Annotated in this window: 24 protein-coding genes and 1 pseudogene; 14 read left to right on the top strand and 11 right to left on the bottom strand. The window is 42.9% G+C overall.

Features of this window, described 5'->3' with window-relative positions; genetic code table 11:
* Position 1 precedes the first annotated feature (1 nt).
* Together AB3G37_RS14865 and AB3G37_RS14860 are read left to right on the top strand one after the other, a co-directional pair.
* On the top strand, positions 2–268 hold the full coding sequence (locus tag AB3G37_RS14865; RefSeq protein ID WP_369790968.1) for a hypothetical protein: 267 nt from the start codon (positions 2–4) through the stop codon (positions 266–268).
* 34 nt (positions 269–302) lie between these two features.
* Entirely contained in the window at positions 303–1,295 is a 993-nt protein-coding gene (locus AB3G37_RS14860; RefSeq protein WP_369788294.1) for a hypothetical protein, read from the top strand.
* On the opposite strand, the gene AB3G37_RS14855 is transcribed toward AB3G37_RS14860, so the two are convergent.
* A protein-coding gene (locus AB3G37_RS14855) for an IS3 family transposase (protein WP_369788052.1) occupies positions 1,270–2,438 on the bottom strand; the annotation gives its coding sequence in 2 pieces (ribosomal slippage) (positions 1,270–2,189 and positions 2,189–2,438; 1,170 coding nt in all). The two genes, AB3G37_RS14860 and AB3G37_RS14855, sit on opposite strands and share 26 nt — an antisense overlap.
* A 91-nt stretch (positions 2,439–2,529) precedes the next feature.
* Here AB3G37_RS14855 and AB3G37_RS14850 point away from each other — a divergent pair.
* From AB3G37_RS14850 to AB3G37_RS14805, 10 genes are all read left to right on the top strand, one after another.
* Entirely contained in the window at positions 2,530–3,660 is a 1,131-nt protein-coding gene (locus AB3G37_RS14850) for a hypothetical protein (protein WP_369788293.1), read from the top strand.
* 3 nt (positions 3,661–3,663) lie between these two features.
* The gene (locus AB3G37_RS14845) at positions 3,664–3,888 is read left to right on the top strand and encodes a hypothetical protein (protein ID WP_369788292.1); all 225 of its coding nucleotides are present in this window, start codon (positions 3,664–3,666) and stop codon (positions 3,886–3,888) included.
* 153 nt (positions 3,889–4,041) lie between these two features.
* Entirely contained in the window at positions 4,042–4,329 is a 288-nt protein-coding gene (locus tag AB3G37_RS14840) for a hypothetical protein (RefSeq protein WP_369788291.1), read from the top strand.
* A gap of 64 nt (positions 4,330–4,393) precedes the next feature.
* Entirely contained in the window at positions 4,394–4,753 is a 360-nt protein-coding gene (locus AB3G37_RS14835; RefSeq protein ID WP_369788290.1) for a hypothetical protein, read from the top strand.
* Between the two features lie 8 nt (positions 4,754–4,761).
* Positions 4,762–5,991 (top strand): baseplate J/gp47 family protein, encoded by a 1,230-nt coding sequence (locus tag AB3G37_RS14830; protein WP_369788289.1) that lies wholly within the window; start codon positions 4,762–4,764, stop codon positions 5,989–5,991.
* A gap of 2 nt (positions 5,992–5,993) precedes the next feature.
* Positions 5,994–6,677, top strand: coding sequence for a DUF2612 domain-containing protein (locus tag AB3G37_RS14825; protein ID WP_369788288.1), 684 nt, complete (start codon positions 5,994–5,996; stop codon positions 6,675–6,677).
* Entirely contained in the window at positions 6,667–7,974 is a 1,308-nt protein-coding gene (locus AB3G37_RS14820) for a hypothetical protein (RefSeq protein WP_369788287.1), read from the top strand. Before AB3G37_RS14825 ends, AB3G37_RS14820 begins: the two co-directional genes overlap by 11 nt.
* A complete protein-coding gene (locus AB3G37_RS14815) occupies positions 7,974–8,168 on the top strand; it encodes a hypothetical protein (RefSeq protein ID WP_369788286.1) in 195 nt (64 codons plus the stop codon). Before AB3G37_RS14820 ends, AB3G37_RS14815 begins: the two co-directional genes overlap by 1 nt.
* Positions 8,169–8,276: 108 nt before the next feature.
* Positions 8,277–8,516 (top strand): DNA polymerase V, encoded by a 240-nt coding sequence (locus tag AB3G37_RS14810; protein ID WP_369788285.1) that lies wholly within the window; start codon positions 8,277–8,279, stop codon positions 8,514–8,516.
* Between the two features lies 1 nt (position 8,517).
* Positions 8,518–8,910 (top strand): S24 family peptidase, encoded by a 393-nt coding sequence (locus AB3G37_RS14805; protein WP_369788284.1) that lies wholly within the window; start codon positions 8,518–8,520, stop codon positions 8,908–8,910.
* Positions 8,911–9,014: 104 nt separating this feature from the next.
* On the opposite strand, the pseudogene AB3G37_RS14800 reads toward AB3G37_RS14805, so the two are convergent.
* A pseudogene (locus AB3G37_RS14800) lies at positions 9,015–10,145 on the bottom strand (carbon starvation CstA family protein); the annotation flags it as partial.
* Between the two features lie 306 nt (positions 10,146–10,451).
* Positions 10,452–10,961: an ATP-independent periplasmic protein-refolding chaperone Spy gene (gene spy, locus AB3G37_RS14795; protein WP_009639390.1), complete on the bottom strand. Its 510-nt coding sequence runs from the start codon at positions 10,959–10,961 to the stop codon at positions 10,452–10,454.
* Positions 10,962–11,239: 278 nt separating this feature from the next.
* Here spy and AB3G37_RS14790 point away from each other — a divergent pair, with 278 nt between their 5' ends.
* Together AB3G37_RS14790 and AB3G37_RS14785 are read left to right on the top strand one after the other, a co-directional pair.
* Positions 11,240–12,658 (top strand): PLP-dependent aminotransferase family protein, encoded by a 1,419-nt coding sequence (locus AB3G37_RS14790; protein ID WP_369788283.1) that lies wholly within the window; start codon positions 11,240–11,242, stop codon positions 12,656–12,658.
* Positions 12,659–12,787: 129 nt separating this feature from the next.
* A complete protein-coding gene (locus AB3G37_RS14785) occupies positions 12,788–14,341 on the top strand; it encodes a hypothetical protein (protein WP_369788282.1) in 1,554 nt (517 codons plus the stop codon).
* Between the two features lie 6 nt (positions 14,342–14,347).
* Here AB3G37_RS14785 and AB3G37_RS14780 read toward each other — a convergent pair whose 3' ends face one another.
* The 8 genes from AB3G37_RS14780 to AB3G37_RS14745 are packed head-to-tail and all read right to left on the bottom strand — an operon-like array spanning position 14,348 to position 18,539.
* Positions 14,348–14,848, bottom strand: a complete 501-nt coding sequence (locus tag AB3G37_RS14780; protein ID WP_369788281.1) for a hypothetical protein — start codon at positions 14,846–14,848, stop codon at positions 14,348–14,350.
* On the bottom strand, positions 14,842–15,066 hold the full coding sequence (locus AB3G37_RS14775; RefSeq protein ID WP_369788280.1) for a hypothetical protein: 225 nt from the start codon (positions 15,064–15,066) through the stop codon (positions 14,842–14,844). Before AB3G37_RS14775 ends, AB3G37_RS14780 begins: the two co-directional genes overlap by 7 nt.
* A 22-nt stretch (positions 15,067–15,088) precedes the next feature.
* Positions 15,089–15,766, bottom strand: a complete 678-nt coding sequence (locus AB3G37_RS14770; RefSeq protein WP_369788279.1) for a hypothetical protein — start codon at positions 15,764–15,766, stop codon at positions 15,089–15,091.
* A complete protein-coding gene (locus AB3G37_RS14765) occupies positions 15,741–16,301 on the bottom strand; it encodes a hypothetical protein (protein ID WP_369788278.1) in 561 nt (186 codons plus the stop codon). The genes AB3G37_RS14770 and AB3G37_RS14765 overlap by 26 nt, the downstream gene beginning before the upstream one ends.
* Positions 16,294–17,019, bottom strand: a complete 726-nt coding sequence (locus AB3G37_RS14760) for an EscJ/YscJ/HrcJ family type III secretion inner membrane ring protein (RefSeq protein ID WP_369788277.1) — start codon at positions 17,017–17,019, stop codon at positions 16,294–16,296. The genes AB3G37_RS14765 and AB3G37_RS14760 overlap by 8 nt, the downstream gene beginning before the upstream one ends.
* The gene (gene sctI, locus AB3G37_RS14755) at positions 17,016–17,318 is read right to left on the bottom strand and encodes a type III secretion system inner rod subunit SctI (protein ID WP_369788276.1); all 303 of its coding nucleotides are present in this window, start codon (positions 17,316–17,318) and stop codon (positions 17,016–17,018) included. The genes AB3G37_RS14760 and sctI overlap by 4 nt, the downstream gene beginning before the upstream one ends.
* Before the next feature lie 25 nt (positions 17,319–17,343).
* Positions 17,344–17,637: a type III secretion system needle filament subunit SctF gene (gene sctF / locus AB3G37_RS14750; RefSeq protein WP_369788275.1), complete on the bottom strand. Its 294-nt coding sequence runs from the start codon at positions 17,635–17,637 to the stop codon at positions 17,344–17,346.
* A 14-nt stretch (positions 17,638–17,651) separates the two neighbouring features.
* Entirely contained in the window at positions 17,652–18,539 is an 888-nt protein-coding gene (locus tag AB3G37_RS14745) for a PrgH/EprH family type III secretion apparatus protein (protein WP_369788274.1), read from the bottom strand.
* Positions 18,540–18,701: the final 162 nt, after the last annotated feature.

Raw genomic sequence — 18,701 nt, 5'->3', positions numbered from 1 at the left:
GATGGACAACAGAATAATTGAATGCGCCTCCCGGGCGGGGCGTGATTTTTCTGAGTTCATGAAGGGTGAGAAGGATTTCATGCAAGCCCTTGCTTCCGTAGACCAGTTTGCAGATCAGTTGCGTGTTCATGGATGTGTAAATCACCATTTTGTCAGTTACATGATGCGTAATGCCATTATGCAGGCCCTTATAGATATGGGGGAAGCTGAGCGAAAAGAAAAAAGAAGAAAGAATCGAGCGCAAAAGAAAATTACCAAACCCACATAATTGTGGGTTTTTTTATGCCCAAAACAGGTGAAAAATGAGCTCATCCTACGATCAGTCCGCGAAAAAGTGGGCATCACAAGCTGAAGTATCAGCATCAGTGTCACAATCTGCAGCGACTGACGCACTTAAAGCCCCCGCCTATGCTGACGAGGCAGCGGCACATGCGACTGCAGCTGCGGCATCAGCAGACACGGCGCAACAGTCGGTGACTATCGCATCATCTAGCGCATCATCTGCGGCTCAATCAGCAAGCCAGGCAGCCGCAACACTCAGTGGAGCTGTCAAGGGGGGTAATACCTTTACCTCTGGGGCAACGTTGAATTCGGTTCTGGACCAGATAAACGATGGTACGAATCTTTATTACTGGACGGGTGCATTTCCTAAAGTAGTACCTGCCAATTCGACTCCAGAAACCAGCGGTGGGATTGCATCTGGTGCATGGGCTGTGGCGGGGGATGTTGTATTGCGCTCAACGTTGAAATCGGCAGCGGGTGCAGATAATGTGATGGGTAATGCAACAAATTCTGTGTCAGAGATTTTAAAGAAAGTCATGACGCTATCAGACATTGGAGTAAACCTACCCTATCTCGGCTATGACAGCACTAACGATTTACTTGTAATTAAAGTACAAGAAGCGTTGAGTGATACTACACTGCTTCACGTTGGTAACTTATCAATCTCACATACCCCGAGCGGAATCACTAGAGGTGCAACTGGTTTATCAGTACGAAGTGGGCGGCCTGATAGTTTAGCTAATGATGCTAGCGGTTTAGTACCGCAAGTCACTGGTATTACAAGTGCAGAAACGCTTTATGATATTCCTACTGTTGATGGTGTTGCTTTGTATGCCGATTATACATTAACTCCACGCCAATCTTGGAAATCTGTATCATCTTGCACTTATACAGAAAATACCTGCACATTCTCAAGCGCCGATAGTGTCGCAGCAGAGCAGATTAAAACTGGAGCTATTCTTTTTACTAACCATGACCCTGTAGTGGTCAACAAAAACTGGCCACCGCGTTAGAGTTTTTCCAGTATCGGTTTTCCGATTCGTTTGGTGGTAACCCACCATTATATTCGTGCGGTCTTAGTACACTGTAATATCCAACGATATAGTCCGTTATGGCGTGAGCTGCATCGCTGAAGCTTACGTAACCCGTCACCGGCACCCATTCGTTCTTCAGACTCCTGAAGAAGCGCTCCATTGGGCTGTTATCCCAGCAGTTTCCGCGCCGGCTCATACTCTGTCTGATCCTGTATCGCCACAGTAACTGCCGGAACTGCCTGCTTGTATAATGACTACCCTGGTCGCTGTGGAACATCACCCCGACGGGCTTACCGCGAGTTTCCCATGCCATTTCCAGCGCTTTCATGGTGAGTCTGCTGTCCGGCGAGAACGACATTGCCCAACCCACTGGTTTTCTTGCGAACAGGTCGAGAACAACGGCGAGGTACGCCCAGCGTTTACCTGTCCAGATATAGGTCACATCACCGCACCACACCTGGTTGGGCTCCGTTACGGCGAACTGTCGCTCAAGATGGTTCGGGATAGCAACGTGCTCATGACCGCCACGTTTATACCGGTGAGTCGGCTGCTGGCAACTGACCAGTCCCAGCTCTTTCATGAGCCTGCCAGCAAGCCAGCGCCCCATCTGGTAGCCTCTCTGGGTTGCCATTGTGGCGATGCTTCTTGCTCCGGCCGAACCGTGGCTGATGCCATGCAGCTCAAGTACCTGACTGCGTAATATAGCCCGTCTGCCGTCTGGCTTTTCAGGACGGTTTTTCCAGTATTTGTAGCTGCTGCGATGAACCCCGAACACATGGCAGAGTGTGGCCACAGGATAACGCGCCCTGAGTTTCCCGATTATCGAGAACTGTTCAGGGAGTCTGACATCAAGAGCGCGGTAGCCTTTTTTAATATTTCATTTTCCATTTCAATACGTTGCATCTTCTTCCTGAGCTCACGTATTTCGATTTGTTCCGGCGTTATCGGGGAAGCTTTTGGCGTTTTGCCCTGACGCTCATCACGCAGTTGTTTGACCCATTTCGTCATCGTGGAAAGACCTACATCCATAGCCTTAGCGGCATCAGAGACGGTGTAGTTTTGATCGACAACCAGCTGAGCAGATTCGCGTTTGAATTCAGGACTAAAATTTCTTCTTTTCATTGGAGCACCTGTGTTGTTCTGAGGTGAGCATATCACCTCTGTTCAGGTGGCCAAATTCAGTAAACCACTTCACCCTGTCTGTAAAGGGATTGTGAAATCTATTGATGGCAACTTAATCACAGTAGATGCATGGGCTAATAGCAGTTCAACAACTACAACACCTACCGATGGCGTGGGTTTGACTGTAGACCCATTTGCGAAAGGGTGGGCCGGGAATTTCAATCTACTTATTCCAGATGGCACTGATTATGTTACGGGAACCTGTGTTGAATTCGGAGTACAAAACAACGGCATAGAACACCCAACAGCACTTAATGCATTAGATATCGTTGCACTTGATGCAGCCTACAATGGAACATCTGCGGTATATGCTCACGGGGCTGGTCGTGCAACATGGATTTACGGAATAAACTCGGCAGGCAACGAAGTTAATTTTGTATCTAACGCTTTGACTGTTACACCATTTGCCGGGTTTGCAGAATTATCAGATGCAAACGTTGGACTTAGATTTGGAGCAAATAACGCATTTGCTGGGATTGTTTTCGCTAAAAATAACAACGTTACTGATATTTCTCCTAGTAATTTAACTAGAGTTATTAATCAGAAAGGCATTGATGTTAAAAAACCCGAATTAATTTTGCAAATTTCAGAATCATTGCAGATGCCCACTCTCTGTCCGTTGGGATATGTCAATTCTGCTGGTATTACAATTACTTTACCTCCACTTTCAGATTTGCCAATCGCTGGATACAAGTATACTTTCCGATTATTTAAGTCCGGAAAATATACATTTAAAGCTTATAATAGTGAGACGACAGTTGGCGGCGGTAGCACATATTCCGTAAAAACATATCTCAGTAATCAAACTATAGAATTCCAATTTGACGGAACATACTGGCAAGTATTTGGACCGTATGGAGATAAACAATATGATACTATTATCACATTAACGGCATCAGGAAACTCACCACTTGCCGCGAATGTTGTTTATCTCAATGCAGCAGGTTTAACGGCGACATTACCGTCTTTTACTACTTTACCAGCAGCAGGGTATAAGCAAACATTTAGATTGATACAAGCAGGTACTTTTATATTTTCTCCAAACAACAACGACGTTTCAATAAACGCGCAGACTTCATTGTCTGTAACTACAACAGAGAGCTACAAGACTGTCGAAATTCAATCTGACGGCACTCAGTGGCTGGCATTTGGACCTTATTAATATATGAAAACTATTACTATTGACGACAAAACAGGATTTGCTCGTGTAATCATAACCAACGATATGAATGTAGCATATGTGGGACAAGTAAAATTATCTGATTACACTACTGAAGATTTAGCTATTACAGCAGCAACAACATCAGCACAAACGGCTCTTGATAATGCTGCATCAACCACCACAACCTCTACAGCAACTACAACCACAACAGCTACAGCTACAAGTTAATTCTCTGCCCCCTCAGTAAGATAACAAAAACCTGAAACTATGCGCTTTCCATCGTCTCATTATCGTGATTAATGGTTTGCAGCAAACTCAATCATCAGGGTCAACCGCAGTCATTCTTTGGACATTTTTAAGAACTATATAATAGGTGATGTTATGTATTTGAAAGGAGATGTTAGCATCGATTTTCTAGGAGTAGGCAAGAATGTCGATTATCCTGAGCTTTACATAGTAATTGATGATAATAGCATATATAAAATGAGCGACCCTGCTTCAGTGTATGGCTTGGCACTGGCATATGACTCTCCAGAAATGGCAACGCAACTTTCACAAATTCCCGTTAACTTAACTGGTTATGCTGAAGCCACACAGAGTGAAATAGAAGAAGCAATGCTAAATTATGTAAAAGATAATATTTTCACCAGCGTCACTCTTTATGAATAGAGCGTGGCAATGCTAAATAACCTAATGATAGTTATCGTAATATCAAAATCAATATAGTGATAAAATGAAAACAATCTCACTTCATTTAGAAGCATCATCTTGGGACATCACACTGGATGACTTGGGTAATATAAAAACAACCCAAAACCCTTATGCAGTTGCTCAAGATGTTGCATGCGCATGCAGTACCTTCTTAGGCGAGGCTTGGTATGACACAACGCTCGGTATCCCTTATTTTGAACGAATTCTGGGGCACTGGCCAGGCACTCAACTAATTACCTCAAAGTTACAGTCAGAGGCGTTAAAACTTTCCTACGTTCAGTCCGCATCAGGGACTGTGGTTATTGGAAGATCTTCAAGGTTGGCGAGTGGTGTTTTGACTATCACCGATACCAATGGCGTATCAAGCACTGTAAACCTGTGAGAAATCAAATGACAGATACCATAACAATCACAACCAGCGTGCCAAGCGTGACCTTCTCAACCACCGGAGTTACCGCACCGGATGAGTTAGATGTTCTCAACGGGCGCCTGAGCGATTTATCATCCTCGCTCGGCAGCGCGATGAGTACCAGCCTCACGACCCCGCAAGGTCAGATGGCCATGTCAGAGGCTGCGATTATCGGGGATAAGAATGATCAGATACTGGCTTTCGCTAACCAGGTTAATCCGGATTATTCTTCAGGACGTTTCCAAGACGCCATTGGGCGTATTTATTTCATGACCCGCATTGCGGCCGCCGGAACAGTAGTTAGCGCAACCTGTACGGGACTGGTTAACACTTTAATTCCTGCGGGCAGCGCCGCACAGGATGACGCAGGATACATCTACTACTCTTTGGCAGATGCGATCATCGGCACTGATGGTACTGCGACAGTAAGTTTTCAGAACGTCACAACGGGTGAAATAGCCTGCGCCGCAGGAAATCTCAATACCATTTATAAAGCCGTTGACGGATGGTCGGGTGTTATTAATGCCTCAGCCGGTACTGTTGGGAATGATGTTGAGTCGCGCGCAAATTTTGAATATCGACGTAAAAACTCCGTGGCCGCTAATGCTGTTAATTCAGTTCAAGCGGTATATGCCGCACTACTTGCTGTTGACGGTGTGCTTGATGCATACGTTATCGATAACCCTACAGGCGAGGCGGTGAGCGTAGGGGAAACGAGTTACTCCATCCCTGCAAACTGCATTTACGCAGCAGTGGTGGGAGGTACCGCCAGTGATATTGCAACAGCCCTGTGGACTAAGAAATCAACAGGATGTAGTTATGTTGGAAATACATCTTCGACAGTTTACGATGATAATTACAGCGACCCTAAGCCTTCCTATACGCCATCTTGGGTTACTCCCACGACAACGCCTATATATTTTAATGTGGAAATAGAAGCTAATGATTCGCTACCTCAAAACATTATCAGCCTTATCCAAGACGCTATAGTTTCTGCTTTTAATGGCGACGATGGCGGTAGCAGGGCCAGAATTGGCGCAACAATCTATTCGGGTCGTTATTACAACTCTGTTTTCTCCGTGGATTCAAAAGTAAATATTCAATCTTTACTTCTTGGAACAACATCATTAGCCAATTCAACTTCAGCTAAAATAGGTATCGATCAAAATCCAACCCTTGATACCTCAAATATAAACGTTACGCTGGTGTAAAAATGGAAAGCTATGAACAAACACTACTTCGTCAATATGACAATAGTCCAAATCTAAAATCTATTATCAAAACATTCAATGATGCAGTGGACCCCGCTGTAGATATAGATAATTTTTACGATAATATTTGGAACATAGAAACATCGAATGACTACGGTTTGGATATTTGGGGTAAGATTGTCAATATATCAAGATTGGTAACAATTGATTCGGATGATGAAAATTTAGGTTTTAATGAAAGTTTATTAACTCAAAATTCCGATAACCAACCTCAGCCTTTCGGACAGGCCCCTTTTTATAATGGTACTAGGTCTACCTCGACAGTAAGACTAGCAACGGATGCATACAGGAAATTAATTCTTGTTAAAGCCCTGGCTAATATTACAGATTGCACTATCCCAAATTTAAACAAATTGCTCCTTTTTTTATTTGATGGACAGGGCACGCCATTTGTCGCAGATACGGGGAATATGACAATAAGATATGTTTTTAACTTCAATCTGGACCCAGTAGATTTGGCAATCGTTAAAAGCTCCGGCGCACTTCCTCGACCGGCTGGAGTACTTGCGCAGATAATGCAGGTTGACACTTCAAACACATTCGGTTTCTCGGAGTCAGGAATGGACGCGCAACCATTCGGACAAGGTGCCCTTTTCAGCTCATCAGGAATAACAAATGCAATCTAACTCACTGCCTACAAAAATATCAGTTCCCTTTGCCAACAGTGGCACCAAAAATACAATTCCAGTCGCGTCACAAATAGGTATCACTGGCGGCGCAGCATCATTCACTGATGGATTTCCACCGCTTACCATGACCCCCATTACGGCTGGCGGTATTCCGCCTGCAGGGGCTGATTTTAATGGAATTCTAAATGCAATAACTGTGGCGGTAAGATGGAGCGCTGCCGGATCGGGCTATCCGTTTGATAGTGATTTCTCAACAGCAGTTACAGGCTACCCAAAAGGGGCCCTAATACCTTCATCAGATTTTTCAGGGTATTGGATAAATACCCAAGACGGAAATACAACGTCTCCAGAGAATGCAACTTCAGCCATTACTGGTTGGGTTCCGGGCGTGCAGTATGGGAGTACTGCAATCACCGGAATCTCTGGATCTAGTTTGACATTAACCACGACCCAGGCCGCTAAGCAAAGGATTACGCTGGCAGGTGCATTGTCAGCAAATATAAATCTTGTTTTCCCAGCTTGGGTTCGAAGCTGGACTGTTGTAAATGGATGCACTGGTAATTTTTCAATTATTTGTAAAACACCGTCAGGCACTGGCGTATCTATCCCTGCGGGAATGACTGCAGCTATTAATGGTGATGGTACCAATATAACTCAAGATACGAACATTCTTGGGGTTACTGGAAGACTGATTAACGTTCAGACATTCACTGCCAGCGGAACTTACACGCCTTCAGCGGGAGTAAAGGCCATTAAAGTAACGGTCACCGGCGGTGGTGGTGGCGGTGCTGGATGCAAATCGACAAGTAGCGCGGGAGCCTTTTCCGGTGCGGGCGGGGGTTCAGGAGCAACGGCCATTGCTTATTTGCTCGTAACCTCAACAGCGGGTGTTGCTATTACGGTAGGAGCAGGAGGAGCTGGCGGGGCGGGTGTGGCGGCTGGAAGTTTAGGCGGCACATCAAGCTACGGCACGACCGTAAACGCTACGGGCGGCGGGGGCGGCGGCAGACAAAGCAACTCATCGGCCGGAGGAACCGGCGGCACCGCTACTGGAGGTACTCAGAATATTTCAGGGGGGTACGGAGGCGATGGTCAAAATGGCACTTATTTACTAAACGGCATTGGGGCAGCGTCTTTCTTTGGTGGCGGAGGGCGTGCAGGTTCATCATTTGGAGTTGCGGGGCTAGCCTACGGTTCGGGAGGCGGCGGGGCTTATGATATTGGGTTTACCAATACCTCATTATCCGGCGGGGCTGGCGCAGCTGGCATTGTTATTATCGAGGAGTATTCATAATGGCAATTGGAAACTACGCGGTGATACAAACAGGAACCACAGAGGTGGTCAACACGATTGTTGCTGATTCAACCTTTAAGCTTACCGGTTATGATCTTGTTCTCTACACGAACGACATCCCCGCATCGATAGGTATGACATACGATAAATCGACTAAAACCTTTTCAACACCAACCACTACTGCAACAAGTTAATTCACCCAATCCTCAGTAAGATACCAAAAACCTAAAAACTCTGACTTCCCATAGTCGTCATTGCATGATTATACTGTACACATATACAGTATTTATGAGGTGATGATTATGGCACGTCGGGACGATATAGGTACTGCTTTTGACAGAGCAGTCAAAATGAGCCCAAAGGGGAAGCGCACTGTGACCACAGTTGATTTTGTTGCTGAACTGAAAAAGGTAAATTGGGATTGGTCGCTGAAACAGGCTAACGAATGGATTGAGAACTACACGCATAACTTCCGTGATATCTCGACTCAGGAAGGAGAGGCTCGCACCTTCTTCATGTTCAACCCGAATGGAGGGTACTGATATGGGCTTTCCATCACCGGCAGCGGATTATGTTGAAGGTAGAGTTTCGCCTGACCAGGTATGTCGCTGGGGCAATAATCCAGCGTTATTTATGGCAAGAGCGATAAGCACGAGCTGGAGAGAAGGGATTAAGCAGGGCGCTGTTCTGGTCATCGACCGGTCAAGAACGGCAGTAGACGGCAGCCTGGTAGTGACCATGGACACGGGAGAGTTTGAGGTTAAACGCCTGAAGCTTTTCCCGACTGCTTGCCTGGAGTCGCTGGATAATGCCGATGACATTCGATTAATTGAAGGCGGAGATCTGGAAGGGGAAGAAACGATGGTGTGGGGCGTAGTGACGTACATCATCAATGATGCGACAACAGGGGAGTTTGATGACTGTCCGGTGATGTGAATCTAGTCAAATTTTAGTTAAGCATATAGATAAGTACATAAATTTATTTTACTCACGATTATTTTATTTAATTTATTAATTTTATTGAGAATTATATTTATATATATTATTTCCACGAAGGACTCCATCAACATTGCACCGTAGCCGATGAAACGGATGTGGCTCTCTTTCTCAATAAGTTTTGGGGTAGTGCCGCTGGCTACCAGCGCGTGGAAACCCGAGATAGAGCCGCAGGCGATGGTAATAAACAAGAACGGGAACAGTCCGCCAGAGAAAACCGGGCCGCTTCCGTCAATAAACTTGGTGACGGCGGGCATTTTCATTTCCGGCATTGCGAAAATTATGCCCACGGCAAGGCCCAGAATAACGCCAATTTTGAGGAACGTTGACAAATAGTCACGTGGAGCCAGAAGTAACCATACAGGCAGCACGGAGGCAATAAATCCGTAGATCACCAAAACCCAGGTCAATGTTGTACCGTGAAGAGTAAATAAAGGCCCCCAGTAAGCATCTTGCGCCACATTGCCGCCGTAAATTATCGCCATCATCATCAGCACAAAGCCAATCACTGAGACCTCGGCGATTTTACCCGGGCGCAAAAATCGCATGTAGATGCCCATAAACAGCGCGATCGGGATTGTTGCAGCAATAGTAAACAGTCCCCATGGGCTGTCGGCCAGTGCCTTGACCACGACCAAAGCCAATGCTGAAAGGATAATGATCATGACTCCGAGCGCGCCAAGCATGGTGACTACACCTGCAAACTCACCGAGTTCCTGTTTGGCCATTTCACCAAGAGAACGACCATCGCGGCGAGTGGAGATAAACAAAATCAGGAAATCTTGCACCGCACCGGCCAGCATGACGCCAACCAGGATCCAGATAGTACCGGGTAAAAAGCCCATCTGTGCCGCTAAAATAGGCCCTACCAGCGGGCCAGCACCGGCTATAGCCGCAAAGTGATGGCCGAATAATACCCATTTATTAGTGGGAACATAATCCAGGCCATCGTTTTTACGCAGTGCAGGCGTGATCCGTCGATCGTCTAAACCAAAGACTTTTTCCGCAATAAACAGGCTGTAGAAACGATAGGCAATGCTGTAGCAAGCAACCGCAGCCACCACGAGCCAGAGTGCATTGACGTGTTCGCCTCGACTCAGCGCCAGCATACCAAAAGCAAAGGCTCCCACTAACGCCACCACTAGCCAGATAATTCCGGACTTGACGTTTGTCATGATTAAACTCCTTCAATGTGCAACCTTGGGGTTACTAGTGTTGTGTAATAGGCAGATCAAGAAACGGTCAGACCATTTCAGTCAGAGGTAACTTATTGCAGACATTGAGGATTACAGCGTAAAAATGAGACTTTCACAGCAGCAAGATGAAATTGAAAATCAGATTTGTGATGCAGTGAACGCTTTAAGTGAAGGTGTAAGGCAAAGAGTGGGTTAACTACGCGATGGCGCACGTTTCAGGCATAAAAAAACCGGCCACTAAGGCCGGTGTGTGTTTCGCTAATCAGCAGCTTTTCAGCCGCAAGATTACGATGCAGGAGTCGCAGCATCTGGTTTGTGATCGCGGTGATGTTCCGCCATTTGCTCAGCACGTTTCTGGTAATTTTCATTAAACTGTTTTTTCTGATCGGCTGTCAGTAAGTTATACATTTTGTTTTCAATTTTGGCGCGTTCTAGCATACGGGTTGATTGCGATTTTGTGATCTGTTCAATCTCGCCTTTAACCTTGGCCTCGTTAAAACTGTTTGAAGCTACAAGGCCATGGAGGCTTTCCATTTGCTTTTTCATCTCGCCACGATCGCGGTGCATTCCTGATTCTTTCCACAGCGCTTTCATTTGCGTACGTTGTTGTTCAGTCAGGTTGATGCCGGCAAAGAGTCCATTTTGATGAGGACCTTTATGTTGTGACATGCTGCCCTGAGTTTGGGTCGGTGCGCCCGTCGCCGGAGTCATTGGGGTGGTCTCTGCAGCGAAAGCAAAAGAAGCCGAGCTCAGAGCCAGAGTTGAAGCCACAACCATTGCGGTAAGTTTGCGCATAATTTAATTCCTCATTGTTCTGTTATAGCAAGATTCTGTACCAGCCAGTGTCTTAGCGTATATTCAGCAGGCAGTGACCTAACTGACTTGACGAAATACAGTCTATCGCAGGAAATGAATAGTAGTGCGAGGTACTGTAAATGTCTGAAAGCAGGCGTGTCACAATTCATACGATCGTGGAGAAAATGTTGGGAAATTGTAAGGATTGGGCTGTGGGTGGCTGAAAAATAACATATTATTCGGATAATTCTAATCATCATCAACGTTAAGCGAAACCTATGACTCTGCCGCGTTATCAGCAACTGGCACAAACATTGCGCAGGCAAATTGATGCCCACGTCTGGCTGCCTGGAGAAAAACTGCCTTCGTTACGCGAAAGCTGTAAGCAGTCAGGACTGAGCCTGATGACAGTTTTACAGGCATATCAGTTGCTTGAAAGCCAGGGAACATTGGTTTCTCGACCACAGTCAGGCTATTACGTTGCCCCGAGCAGGCCGCTTAGACTTGAGCACGGTTCTCTGCATACTGCCGAGCAAATTGATGTCAATGATGCAATTTTTGACATTTTAAAAGCAGGACAAGACTCCGATATTGTGCCGTTTGGATCTGCATTTCCCGATCCTACACTGTTTCCTCAGCCAAAATTGGCACGTTCTCTCGCAAGTGCCGTGAGGAGGATGTCTCCGCACAGCGCCATTGCTAATTTGCCGCCGGGAAATGAGGATTTGCGTCGCAGCATAGCGCAACGTTATGCATTACAGGGAGTTGAGGTTACCCCGGACGAAATTGTTATTACTTCCGGAGCGATGGAGTCGCTTGGGTTGAGCCTGCAAGTCCTCACTCAACCCGGTGATTGGGTGGCGATAGAGTCTCCCGCCTTTTATGGTGTATTGCAGGGAATTGAACGGAGAAAGCTCAAGGCAGTAACAATTCCGATGGATATGGAACAAGGCATTGACCTGGCAGCCCTGGAGCAGGCCATGGCGACCTACCCCATAAAAGCCTGTTGGTTGATGTCAGCTTTTCAAAATCCACAAGGTTGCACGATGAACCCAGATAAAAAGCGGCAACTGGTGGATATTCTCATCAGAAATCAAGTGGCGTTGATTGAGGATGACGTTTATGCGGAGCTCTATTTTAATGGTGATCGGCCTAACCCTTTAAAAATGTCATCATATCGGCAGGAGATTCTCCATTGCTCGTCATTTTCTAAATGTCTTGCACCGGGTTTTCGAGTGGGTTGGGTTGCTGCGGGAAACTATGCATCGCGCATTCAGCGACTGCAATTGATGAGCACATTGTCTGCCAGTGTGCCTGTGCAGTTGGCATTAGCCGATTTTTTGCATCAGGGAAGTTACGATGCTCACCTGCGCCGCTTGCGTCGCCAGCTTGAACTTCGACAAAACGCTATGCGTAGTGCCGTTCTCAATTCTTTCCCGCCGGGAACTCGGCTGAGCAAGCCGACCGGAGGCTATTTCATTTGGGTCGAGCTGCCTGGCAAAATGGATGCGACTAAAATTTATCAACAAGCATTAGCAAAAAGAATTAGCGTTGCTCCAGGTACGATGTTTGCTGTAGATAACCGATTTAGTCACTGCTTACGTTTGAATACTTCTTTTGAGTGGAACACTCGAGCCGAAAATGCCGTAAAAACTCTCTCGGAGCTGGTTTATAAGGAGTATAACCGGCACCGCTAATTTAAGATCTAGATCGAAAATAATAACATTGTTCTTTCTAATTAACGCCAAAAGAGCGTTTTTTAAAAACTTGTCGCTCTTAGTCATGCTATTAAATTGACTTATAAATAGAGGCCAAGGAGAGGGCGAATGAAAGCAGAAAATACTCAAGTTAATATTGAACTAAAAAGCTGGAGGAAATTAGATAAACAAAAAGAACAACCTAATGTCGAGCCTAAGCAGGAACCAATTTTCACTATTGATTTGCATGATCCTAATTCCCCACCGGAGTCCGTGCTGGAGAAGATGTCTTATGAGCAGCAAACCTGGTTAAGTTCACTTTTGCGGCCATTTGATATGGTTTATCATATTTGCCAAGGAGCCTACAACAAACTTAATGATGCCTATCAGCAACAAATAACTGAAACACTGCGTAACTTTGAAAAGACTCTAATTGAAGTACAATATGAATTAAATAGTTTGCTAGATGAAGATTGTTTATCTAAACTTTCACAATTATATCTTCGATGTGGTGAATGTAAAAAAGAATTTGAAAGACTTTCAATAAAACAATCAAGTGCCAAAGATTTGGCTGATGCTGTTGTGGCAAAAAAATATGATATAGGGAAAAATAAAAAGCAAGACATCACACCTGAATACAGCTTGCCACAAATAAAAATACTATATGATTTCAATCAACAAACTGAGGAGTTAGCAAAAGCTAAAAAAAATTATATTAATACTAGGAAAAAAATTGAAGATATTATCGAATCACTAAATTTGACTTCAACCAATAAAGTATTGCTCCATATTATTAAAGAATCAAGTACAATACGTACTCCACTCCTTATGCAACAGTTCGCCTTTACGTCAAACGTACCTGAAATTCCGTTAGCTCATACTAAAGCAGGAATTCAAATGCAAATAGTTCTTCCATCAAATGAAATCATCAAAAAAATATTCACTAATCAATCGATAGAAAATGTATTATTACAACCTTTTTTTCATTTGGAAACGGGAATTAGTGCAGGAATAGCTCTTAATGATTATATAGGCATGCCCGTGACTATTAAGGGAGTATTGACCGGTTTACGGGTGAATCATTTAGGCCTTAACATCCCAATCGACAAACAATCAGATAGTTGGCACTGTGGCAAAATAGATTACGTTATTGAGACCGTTTGCAGGGGAGAAGGGCATATTGAAATCAATAACGAGTTTTCTGCTATAACTCCAGGTCTTCAGTTTAAGTTAGGGGGTGATACCGTTCGCCAATTTGTATTCCCGTGCGATACACTGGGTTCTGTGCGTTTTTTTACTCAATTAGCTTTACGAGGAATTGGGGCCGTTTCAATGACTGCTTTAGCCCTTAACTTTGGAATGAGTGTAAACACTTCAAAAGCCGCAGGCATTGCTGGATATGAACTGGCTGGTGCGTTAACAGAAATCACCGGTCTCCTGGCCCCAGAGCGAATTATTGATATCGTTGAGGCAGTGACCCTAGGCATAGATGCTTCTGTTCAAACGAATATCGACGTTCCATATCTTGGTAAATTTGGAGCCATGTTTATGCAGCGACAAAATGCAGCATTAATTGTTGAGCACGATATCCAATCAACAAATAGCAAGTCAAAGGATATTGAGATTATTCATAGATCTCATCCAGAAAATTTTGAGACTCAATTAAAACGTAGAACGCTCTAAAATAAACTATTTGCAGTGTAAATAACCTCGCTTAGCATCAAGCCAAAGTTTAGATGAAAATTCATTATCAGTATTAGTGACCGGTGGAGTGACTTCAGTACAGATTTTTTCGTGAGTTAAACTATCGCTAAAAATCGCCTCTAACATTGCAGAAAGGTGATTTTTTTGCGCCAGGCTTAGCTGGTCGATTGTATTTTTAGCTAATTCCTGATGATAAAGGCGGTTAGTTTCATTGGGCTCTTTTAGCGAGTTATACCAAGTCAACGTTCCTGCTTTAGCATAAAATAGGGTAGCGGTTGAGTAATTGCCATCATTGATGCAGCTAAGCATTTTTTGATAGACTAAATCAGGATTTTTAGTCACTTGGTCTTTATTATCACACTTAGCAAGTGACGTATTATAGTTTTTAGTTTTAGGTAGGGAACAACCAGAAATTAAAACTGAACTGATTATAATGGTTGCTACCATTAGTTTTTTGATATTAATACGTTTTTTGAAAATTACCACTTGAGTGTCTCTTCTTTTTCTTCATTTATTTTTTCATTTTGAAAACAGATTTTCTCAAAGAAAAAGTAATAAAATTTATTAAGGTATTCTTTGTCGTTGGATAAGTCTTTCTTATTTATTAATGTGTTAGACATTATGCTTTCCATGTCCGTTAACTGTCGCTTATTTGTAAGTTCAAGCGGTCTATCATGGGATGAATTGGTAATAATATTCGACATAAACTTATTCCTTTACGTTAAGTTATTTTACAAGTCGTTTTGCGAGTTCATTAAGTAACTGTTCTATTGCTTTCTTAGACAGAGTGTCAGTATTGTCTTTAAGTCTTATGATGTATTCGTTGGGAATCTTTTGATTAGCTATCCATATATCTGGGGAAAATTCCGCAAGTTTATTTTTATATTTAATGACAAATCTATTTTCATCATGATTTTCAATTTTTATTGTGTCAGACCATTTTTGCCGAATCTGCGCTAATAGTTTATCTCGATGTTTACAAAACCCGGACGGTAGAAGTAAATGTAAAACCGGCTTAATGGGGTCTTGACTAGATTGAATTTCTTCTGACCAACGGGAAAATAAAGTAAGAAAAAATTCCTCGTTCCCCAATATGCATTGTAGATTTTTTGTAATATTTTCTTGAGCCTGTTGAATAAATTGCAGATAAAGCTCCTGACTATTGTCAATATAATCCGCAATTGACTTGACTGACATCAATACACCAGCTTGATATCCCGCACAATAGGCTGATTCACGGATGGATTTAGCCTCTTTTTCAGCCTGTTTAATAATTTGCGAGGCATTGCGCTGAGCCTGGTCGAGTAGGCATTGACGTTGGTGACGCATAATTAGAATACTTTTAGGGATAAGTACTCCCTCGACAGCGGTACTAATTTCAAAAGAGCCTATGGTTTTTTGCATATTGCAGTGCCAGTTTGAAGTCGAGAACGGTAATAGATGCGTTATTTTTTTTGCCAATGTTTTCAGAGCATAGTTCAGAAAACAATAAGGGAATGCGCTGCACAATTGACTTAGGTAAAACAGGGCTCAAGCTCAACAGCAGTGACAAGCTTGTAATTTCTAAGGTTTCTGTGCAGACATGTTTTCCTAATAAAACTGGTTGGGTCACACCTGAAGGACCAGAGCAAAAGTTCTGAATGGCTTTTGAAAACTCGCACATCAGACCTTGATAATTTAAAGCTGCCTGGTGGTAACGACAAGCCAGCAAATGGGCAATCTGAGGTAACGATGACCAGTTAGTAACTACAACATCAACAAAAGAACTGCTTTCAATTTTCTTAAAATCAGTTGATAAGCCGTAATGCTCTATCACCATTTTGTTGAGAATACTAAGACACTCAGGTTCACTAAACATTTCAGGCACCACCAGACGCTGCGGGTTTATCCATGAGCAGGGTGAAAAAATGATGAGATCCAATGCTGTTTCCTTATTCATGGGAAACCATTTTATTCTTGTGTTTTAATCTGATAAAGATGACACCCGCCATGATTAGCAATATAGGAATCACAACAAGGCCCCAGTAGATAGCCAAGCCACCCGAAGCGGGCTTGACTATAACCGGAGAAATTTCCGGAAGAGCGGGTGCTCGTGTGAGTACCACGGAAATATTGTCATAACTGAGATTATTAAACGCGTTTTTAAGAAACCTTTTGATATCACTAATCATCAGTGATGAGTCAAGGTCGCGATCATAATTTATCAGTGCTGAAATATGTTCAGGCTCTTTTTTTCTACCATTGCTTCCAGAGTCAAAGGTGTAACTGACATGGACCTGAGCCGAAGTTACACCTTCCAGTGTCATCAAAGATTGTTCCAGGCGTTGCTCAATGGCCGAGTAAAGCCTGGACATCTCTGCTAAAGGCGAAGATATCAGTGAATCTGCCGGAAACATCTGTGCGATTTCCACACGTGGCCTCGAAGGAAGGTTATAGATGCCGAGGAGTTCAACTGAAGCACTGAAATCTTCTGGGCTCACTGAGACTAGGTAACCTTCTTTAGCTTGGTCTTTTTTGCTTGCCTGAATGTTATTACGCTGAAGCAAAGCAATGACTTCATTTGCTTGGCGTTGTTCCAATCCTTTAAGCAACTCTTGCTGTTTGCATCCGCTAAGCGACAGAATGGCGATGAAAAGTAAACCATAAAGAGCTTTCATGCCCGGAGCAACGTCTCGATAGCACCCGTAGCCTTACGGGTTAGCGCGCTAATTAGCGAAACTTCAATATTGTAATCAGCGGTTTGTTGTTGAATGGCGAACAGAGTTTCAGGTGTTGTTGCAGCACTGATATCACTGACCAAGCTCATAACTTGATGTTTCTGTGACTCATATTTTCCAGAATTTTCTACATAGGTAGCAATAAGCCTTTGTTCAAGGCTTATCGATTCGTTAGCGGAAAGACTAATATCATGACTATCAGATATTAAACTACTTATGTTAATCGGTTGATTCATCATGGTTCCTAATAAGTGATTGATTAAATTATCGGAAATTAGAAATAGTAGCTGAAGCAATATCTTTGAAGGCTTTTACCGAACTTGATTGCGCATTACAGAAAGTGGTGTAAGCCGCTAGCGCTGCTTGATATTGCTCCAGTATTACCGGGTCCGATGTATTGCTGTTAGTGCCGCCCACACCAGCTAATTTATCAAGGACTTTTTGCAATTCAGCTTTTAAACCTGTAACTCCTTCGTCGAATCTTTTAGAAACATCCATGATAAATTCAGGCGGTACTGCCATTTTATTAACTAGATGAGGATCAAGTATTGACGACATAATAAACTCCAAGATTATAAGTTTTTAACTAACCAGTGATTTGAGGATAACTTGATGTAACTATTTTGGCCATATAAGTAAGAACTACCAGATAATAAGTCGTCTTGTAAGTCAATGGATAAATAAATGCCATTTTTATAGGCTTTTATATTTATCAACTTAATTTGTTGCAAAGCTTCATCACCTATTGAACCGCTCACGGCAAACTTTATATTTTTATTATTATCCGTGCGGATAAAAGGAACGGCTAAAGCAACTAAATCTCTTTCTATTAAATCTGCCATAACAGTTTTAGGGTATTTAACGATTTCTGTATTATGAGTGTTTTTAGACAGTGTAACGGGCACCTCAAAGGATGGGCGACTGGTAATTAAGTTTGCGTTTGAATTGAAAATATCTTTATTCATCACAGCTGCAAATCCACCTTTGAAGTAAGATAATGAAACTAATGCAAGAAAAAAAGTAAAAAAAGCAAGATTTATTTTTTTTCTTATATTCGTTTTTTTAATTTTAGGTGTTTCATTAGGGAGGTTGAAATCCATCCCCCATTCAGAACTAGAAAGTTTTAAAGCTATTTTTAAAGAACCTATATATATAACTTTATTTAACTGAAGGCTCCTATAGGAGTAACCAGAGTCGGTAAACTGACGTAAGGATATTGAAAATTTTGGAATGGAAGTGTTAATTATATCGAAGTTCATTCCATTTTCTTCAACAGGAATTATAAAGGAATTCTCAGTTATAAGGTTATAATGTTCTAATTCTTTCGTTGATGCAACTATAAAAATGGTTGTCTCATTTTTTAACTCAAACTCACAGCCGCATAGTGTACTATTTAATAACCTAAGGGTAAGTGTATTTTTAACAGAAGGCAATAAAGATATGTCATTGTGTTTATTCATTAAAAATAAACTTCCCAGGTTGTATAATCATTGATTAATAAGCTAATAAAATCAGCTTTAAAGATCTTGATTTCTTTATGATCAAATTTGATACTTAAAAGTAAAAATAAGGAATGCTTACTTTAATATTAAGAAATGTGTTAGTCTTAAAATCATATTTCC

The sequence above is a fragment of the Rouxiella sp. WC2420 genome (assembly GCF_041200025.1).
Classification (GTDB): Bacteria; Pseudomonadota; Gammaproteobacteria; order Enterobacterales; family Enterobacteriaceae; genus Rouxiella.
Note: the sequence above shows the minus strand (reverse complement) of the source record. Positions and strands in the feature narration are given on the sequence as shown.

Coding starts and splice junctions, on each gene's coding strand:
- AB3G37_RS14830 (WP_369788289.1), top strand. CDS start 4,762: ATGACAGATACCATAACAATCACAACCAGCGTGCCAAGCGTGACCTTC.
- spy (WP_009639390.1), bottom strand. CDS start 10,961: ATGCGCAAACTTACCGCAATGGTTGTGGCTTCAACTCTGGCTCTGAGC.
- AB3G37_RS14805 (WP_369788284.1), top strand. CDS start 8,518: ATGGGCTTTCCATCACCGGCAGCGGATTATGTTGAAGGTAGAGTTTCG.
- sctI (WP_369788276.1), bottom strand. CDS start 17,318: ATGATGAATCAACCGATTAACATAAGTAGTTTAATATCTGATAGTCAT.
- AB3G37_RS14820 (WP_369788287.1), top strand. CDS start 6,667: ATGCAATCTAACTCACTGCCTACAAAAATATCAGTTCCCTTTGCCAAC.
- AB3G37_RS14815 (WP_369788286.1), top strand. CDS start 7,974: ATGGCAATTGGAAACTACGCGGTGATACAAACAGGAACCACAGAGGTG.
- AB3G37_RS14810 (WP_369788285.1), top strand. CDS start 8,277: ATGGCACGTCGGGACGATATAGGTACTGCTTTTGACAGAGCAGTCAAA.
- AB3G37_RS14840 (WP_369788291.1), top strand. CDS start 4,042: ATGTATTTGAAAGGAGATGTTAGCATCGATTTTCTAGGAGTAGGCAAG.
- AB3G37_RS14785 (WP_369788282.1), top strand. CDS start 12,788: ATGAAAGCAGAAAATACTCAAGTTAATATTGAACTAAAAAGCTGGAGG.
- AB3G37_RS14775 (WP_369788280.1), bottom strand. CDS start 15,066: ATGTCGAATATTATTACCAATTCATCCCATGATAGACCGCTTGAACTT.
- AB3G37_RS14835 (WP_369788290.1), top strand. CDS start 4,394: ATGAAAACAATCTCACTTCATTTAGAAGCATCATCTTGGGACATCACA.
- AB3G37_RS14860 (WP_369788294.1), top strand. CDS start 303: ATGAGCTCATCCTACGATCAGTCCGCGAAAAAGTGGGCATCACAAGCT.
- AB3G37_RS14865 (WP_369790968.1), top strand. CDS start 2: ATGGACAACAGAATAATTGAATGCGCCTCCCGGGCGGGGCGTGATTTT.
- AB3G37_RS14845 (WP_369788292.1), top strand. CDS start 3,664: ATGAAAACTATTACTATTGACGACAAAACAGGATTTGCTCGTGTAATC.
- AB3G37_RS14760 (WP_369788277.1), bottom strand. CDS start 17,019: ATGAAAGCTCTTTATGGTTTACTTTTCATCGCCATTCTGTCGCTTAGC.
- AB3G37_RS14770 (WP_369788279.1), bottom strand. CDS start 15,766: ATGCAAAAAACCATAGGCTCTTTTGAAATTAGTACCGCTGTCGAGGGA.
- AB3G37_RS14765 (WP_369788278.1), bottom strand. CDS start 16,301: ATGAATAAGGAAACAGCATTGGATCTCATCATTTTTTCACCCTGCTCA.
- sctF (WP_369788275.1), bottom strand. CDS start 17,637: ATGTCGTCAATACTTGATCCTCATCTAGTTAATAAAATGGCAGTACCG.
- AB3G37_RS14825 (WP_369788288.1), top strand. CDS start 5,994: ATGGAAAGCTATGAACAAACACTACTTCGTCAATATGACAATAGTCCA.
- AB3G37_RS14790 (WP_369788283.1), top strand. CDS start 11,240: ATGACTCTGCCGCGTTATCAGCAACTGGCACAAACATTGCGCAGGCAA.
- AB3G37_RS14745 (WP_369788274.1), bottom strand. CDS start 18,539: ATGAATAAACACAATGACATATCTTTATTGCCTTCTGTTAAAAATACA.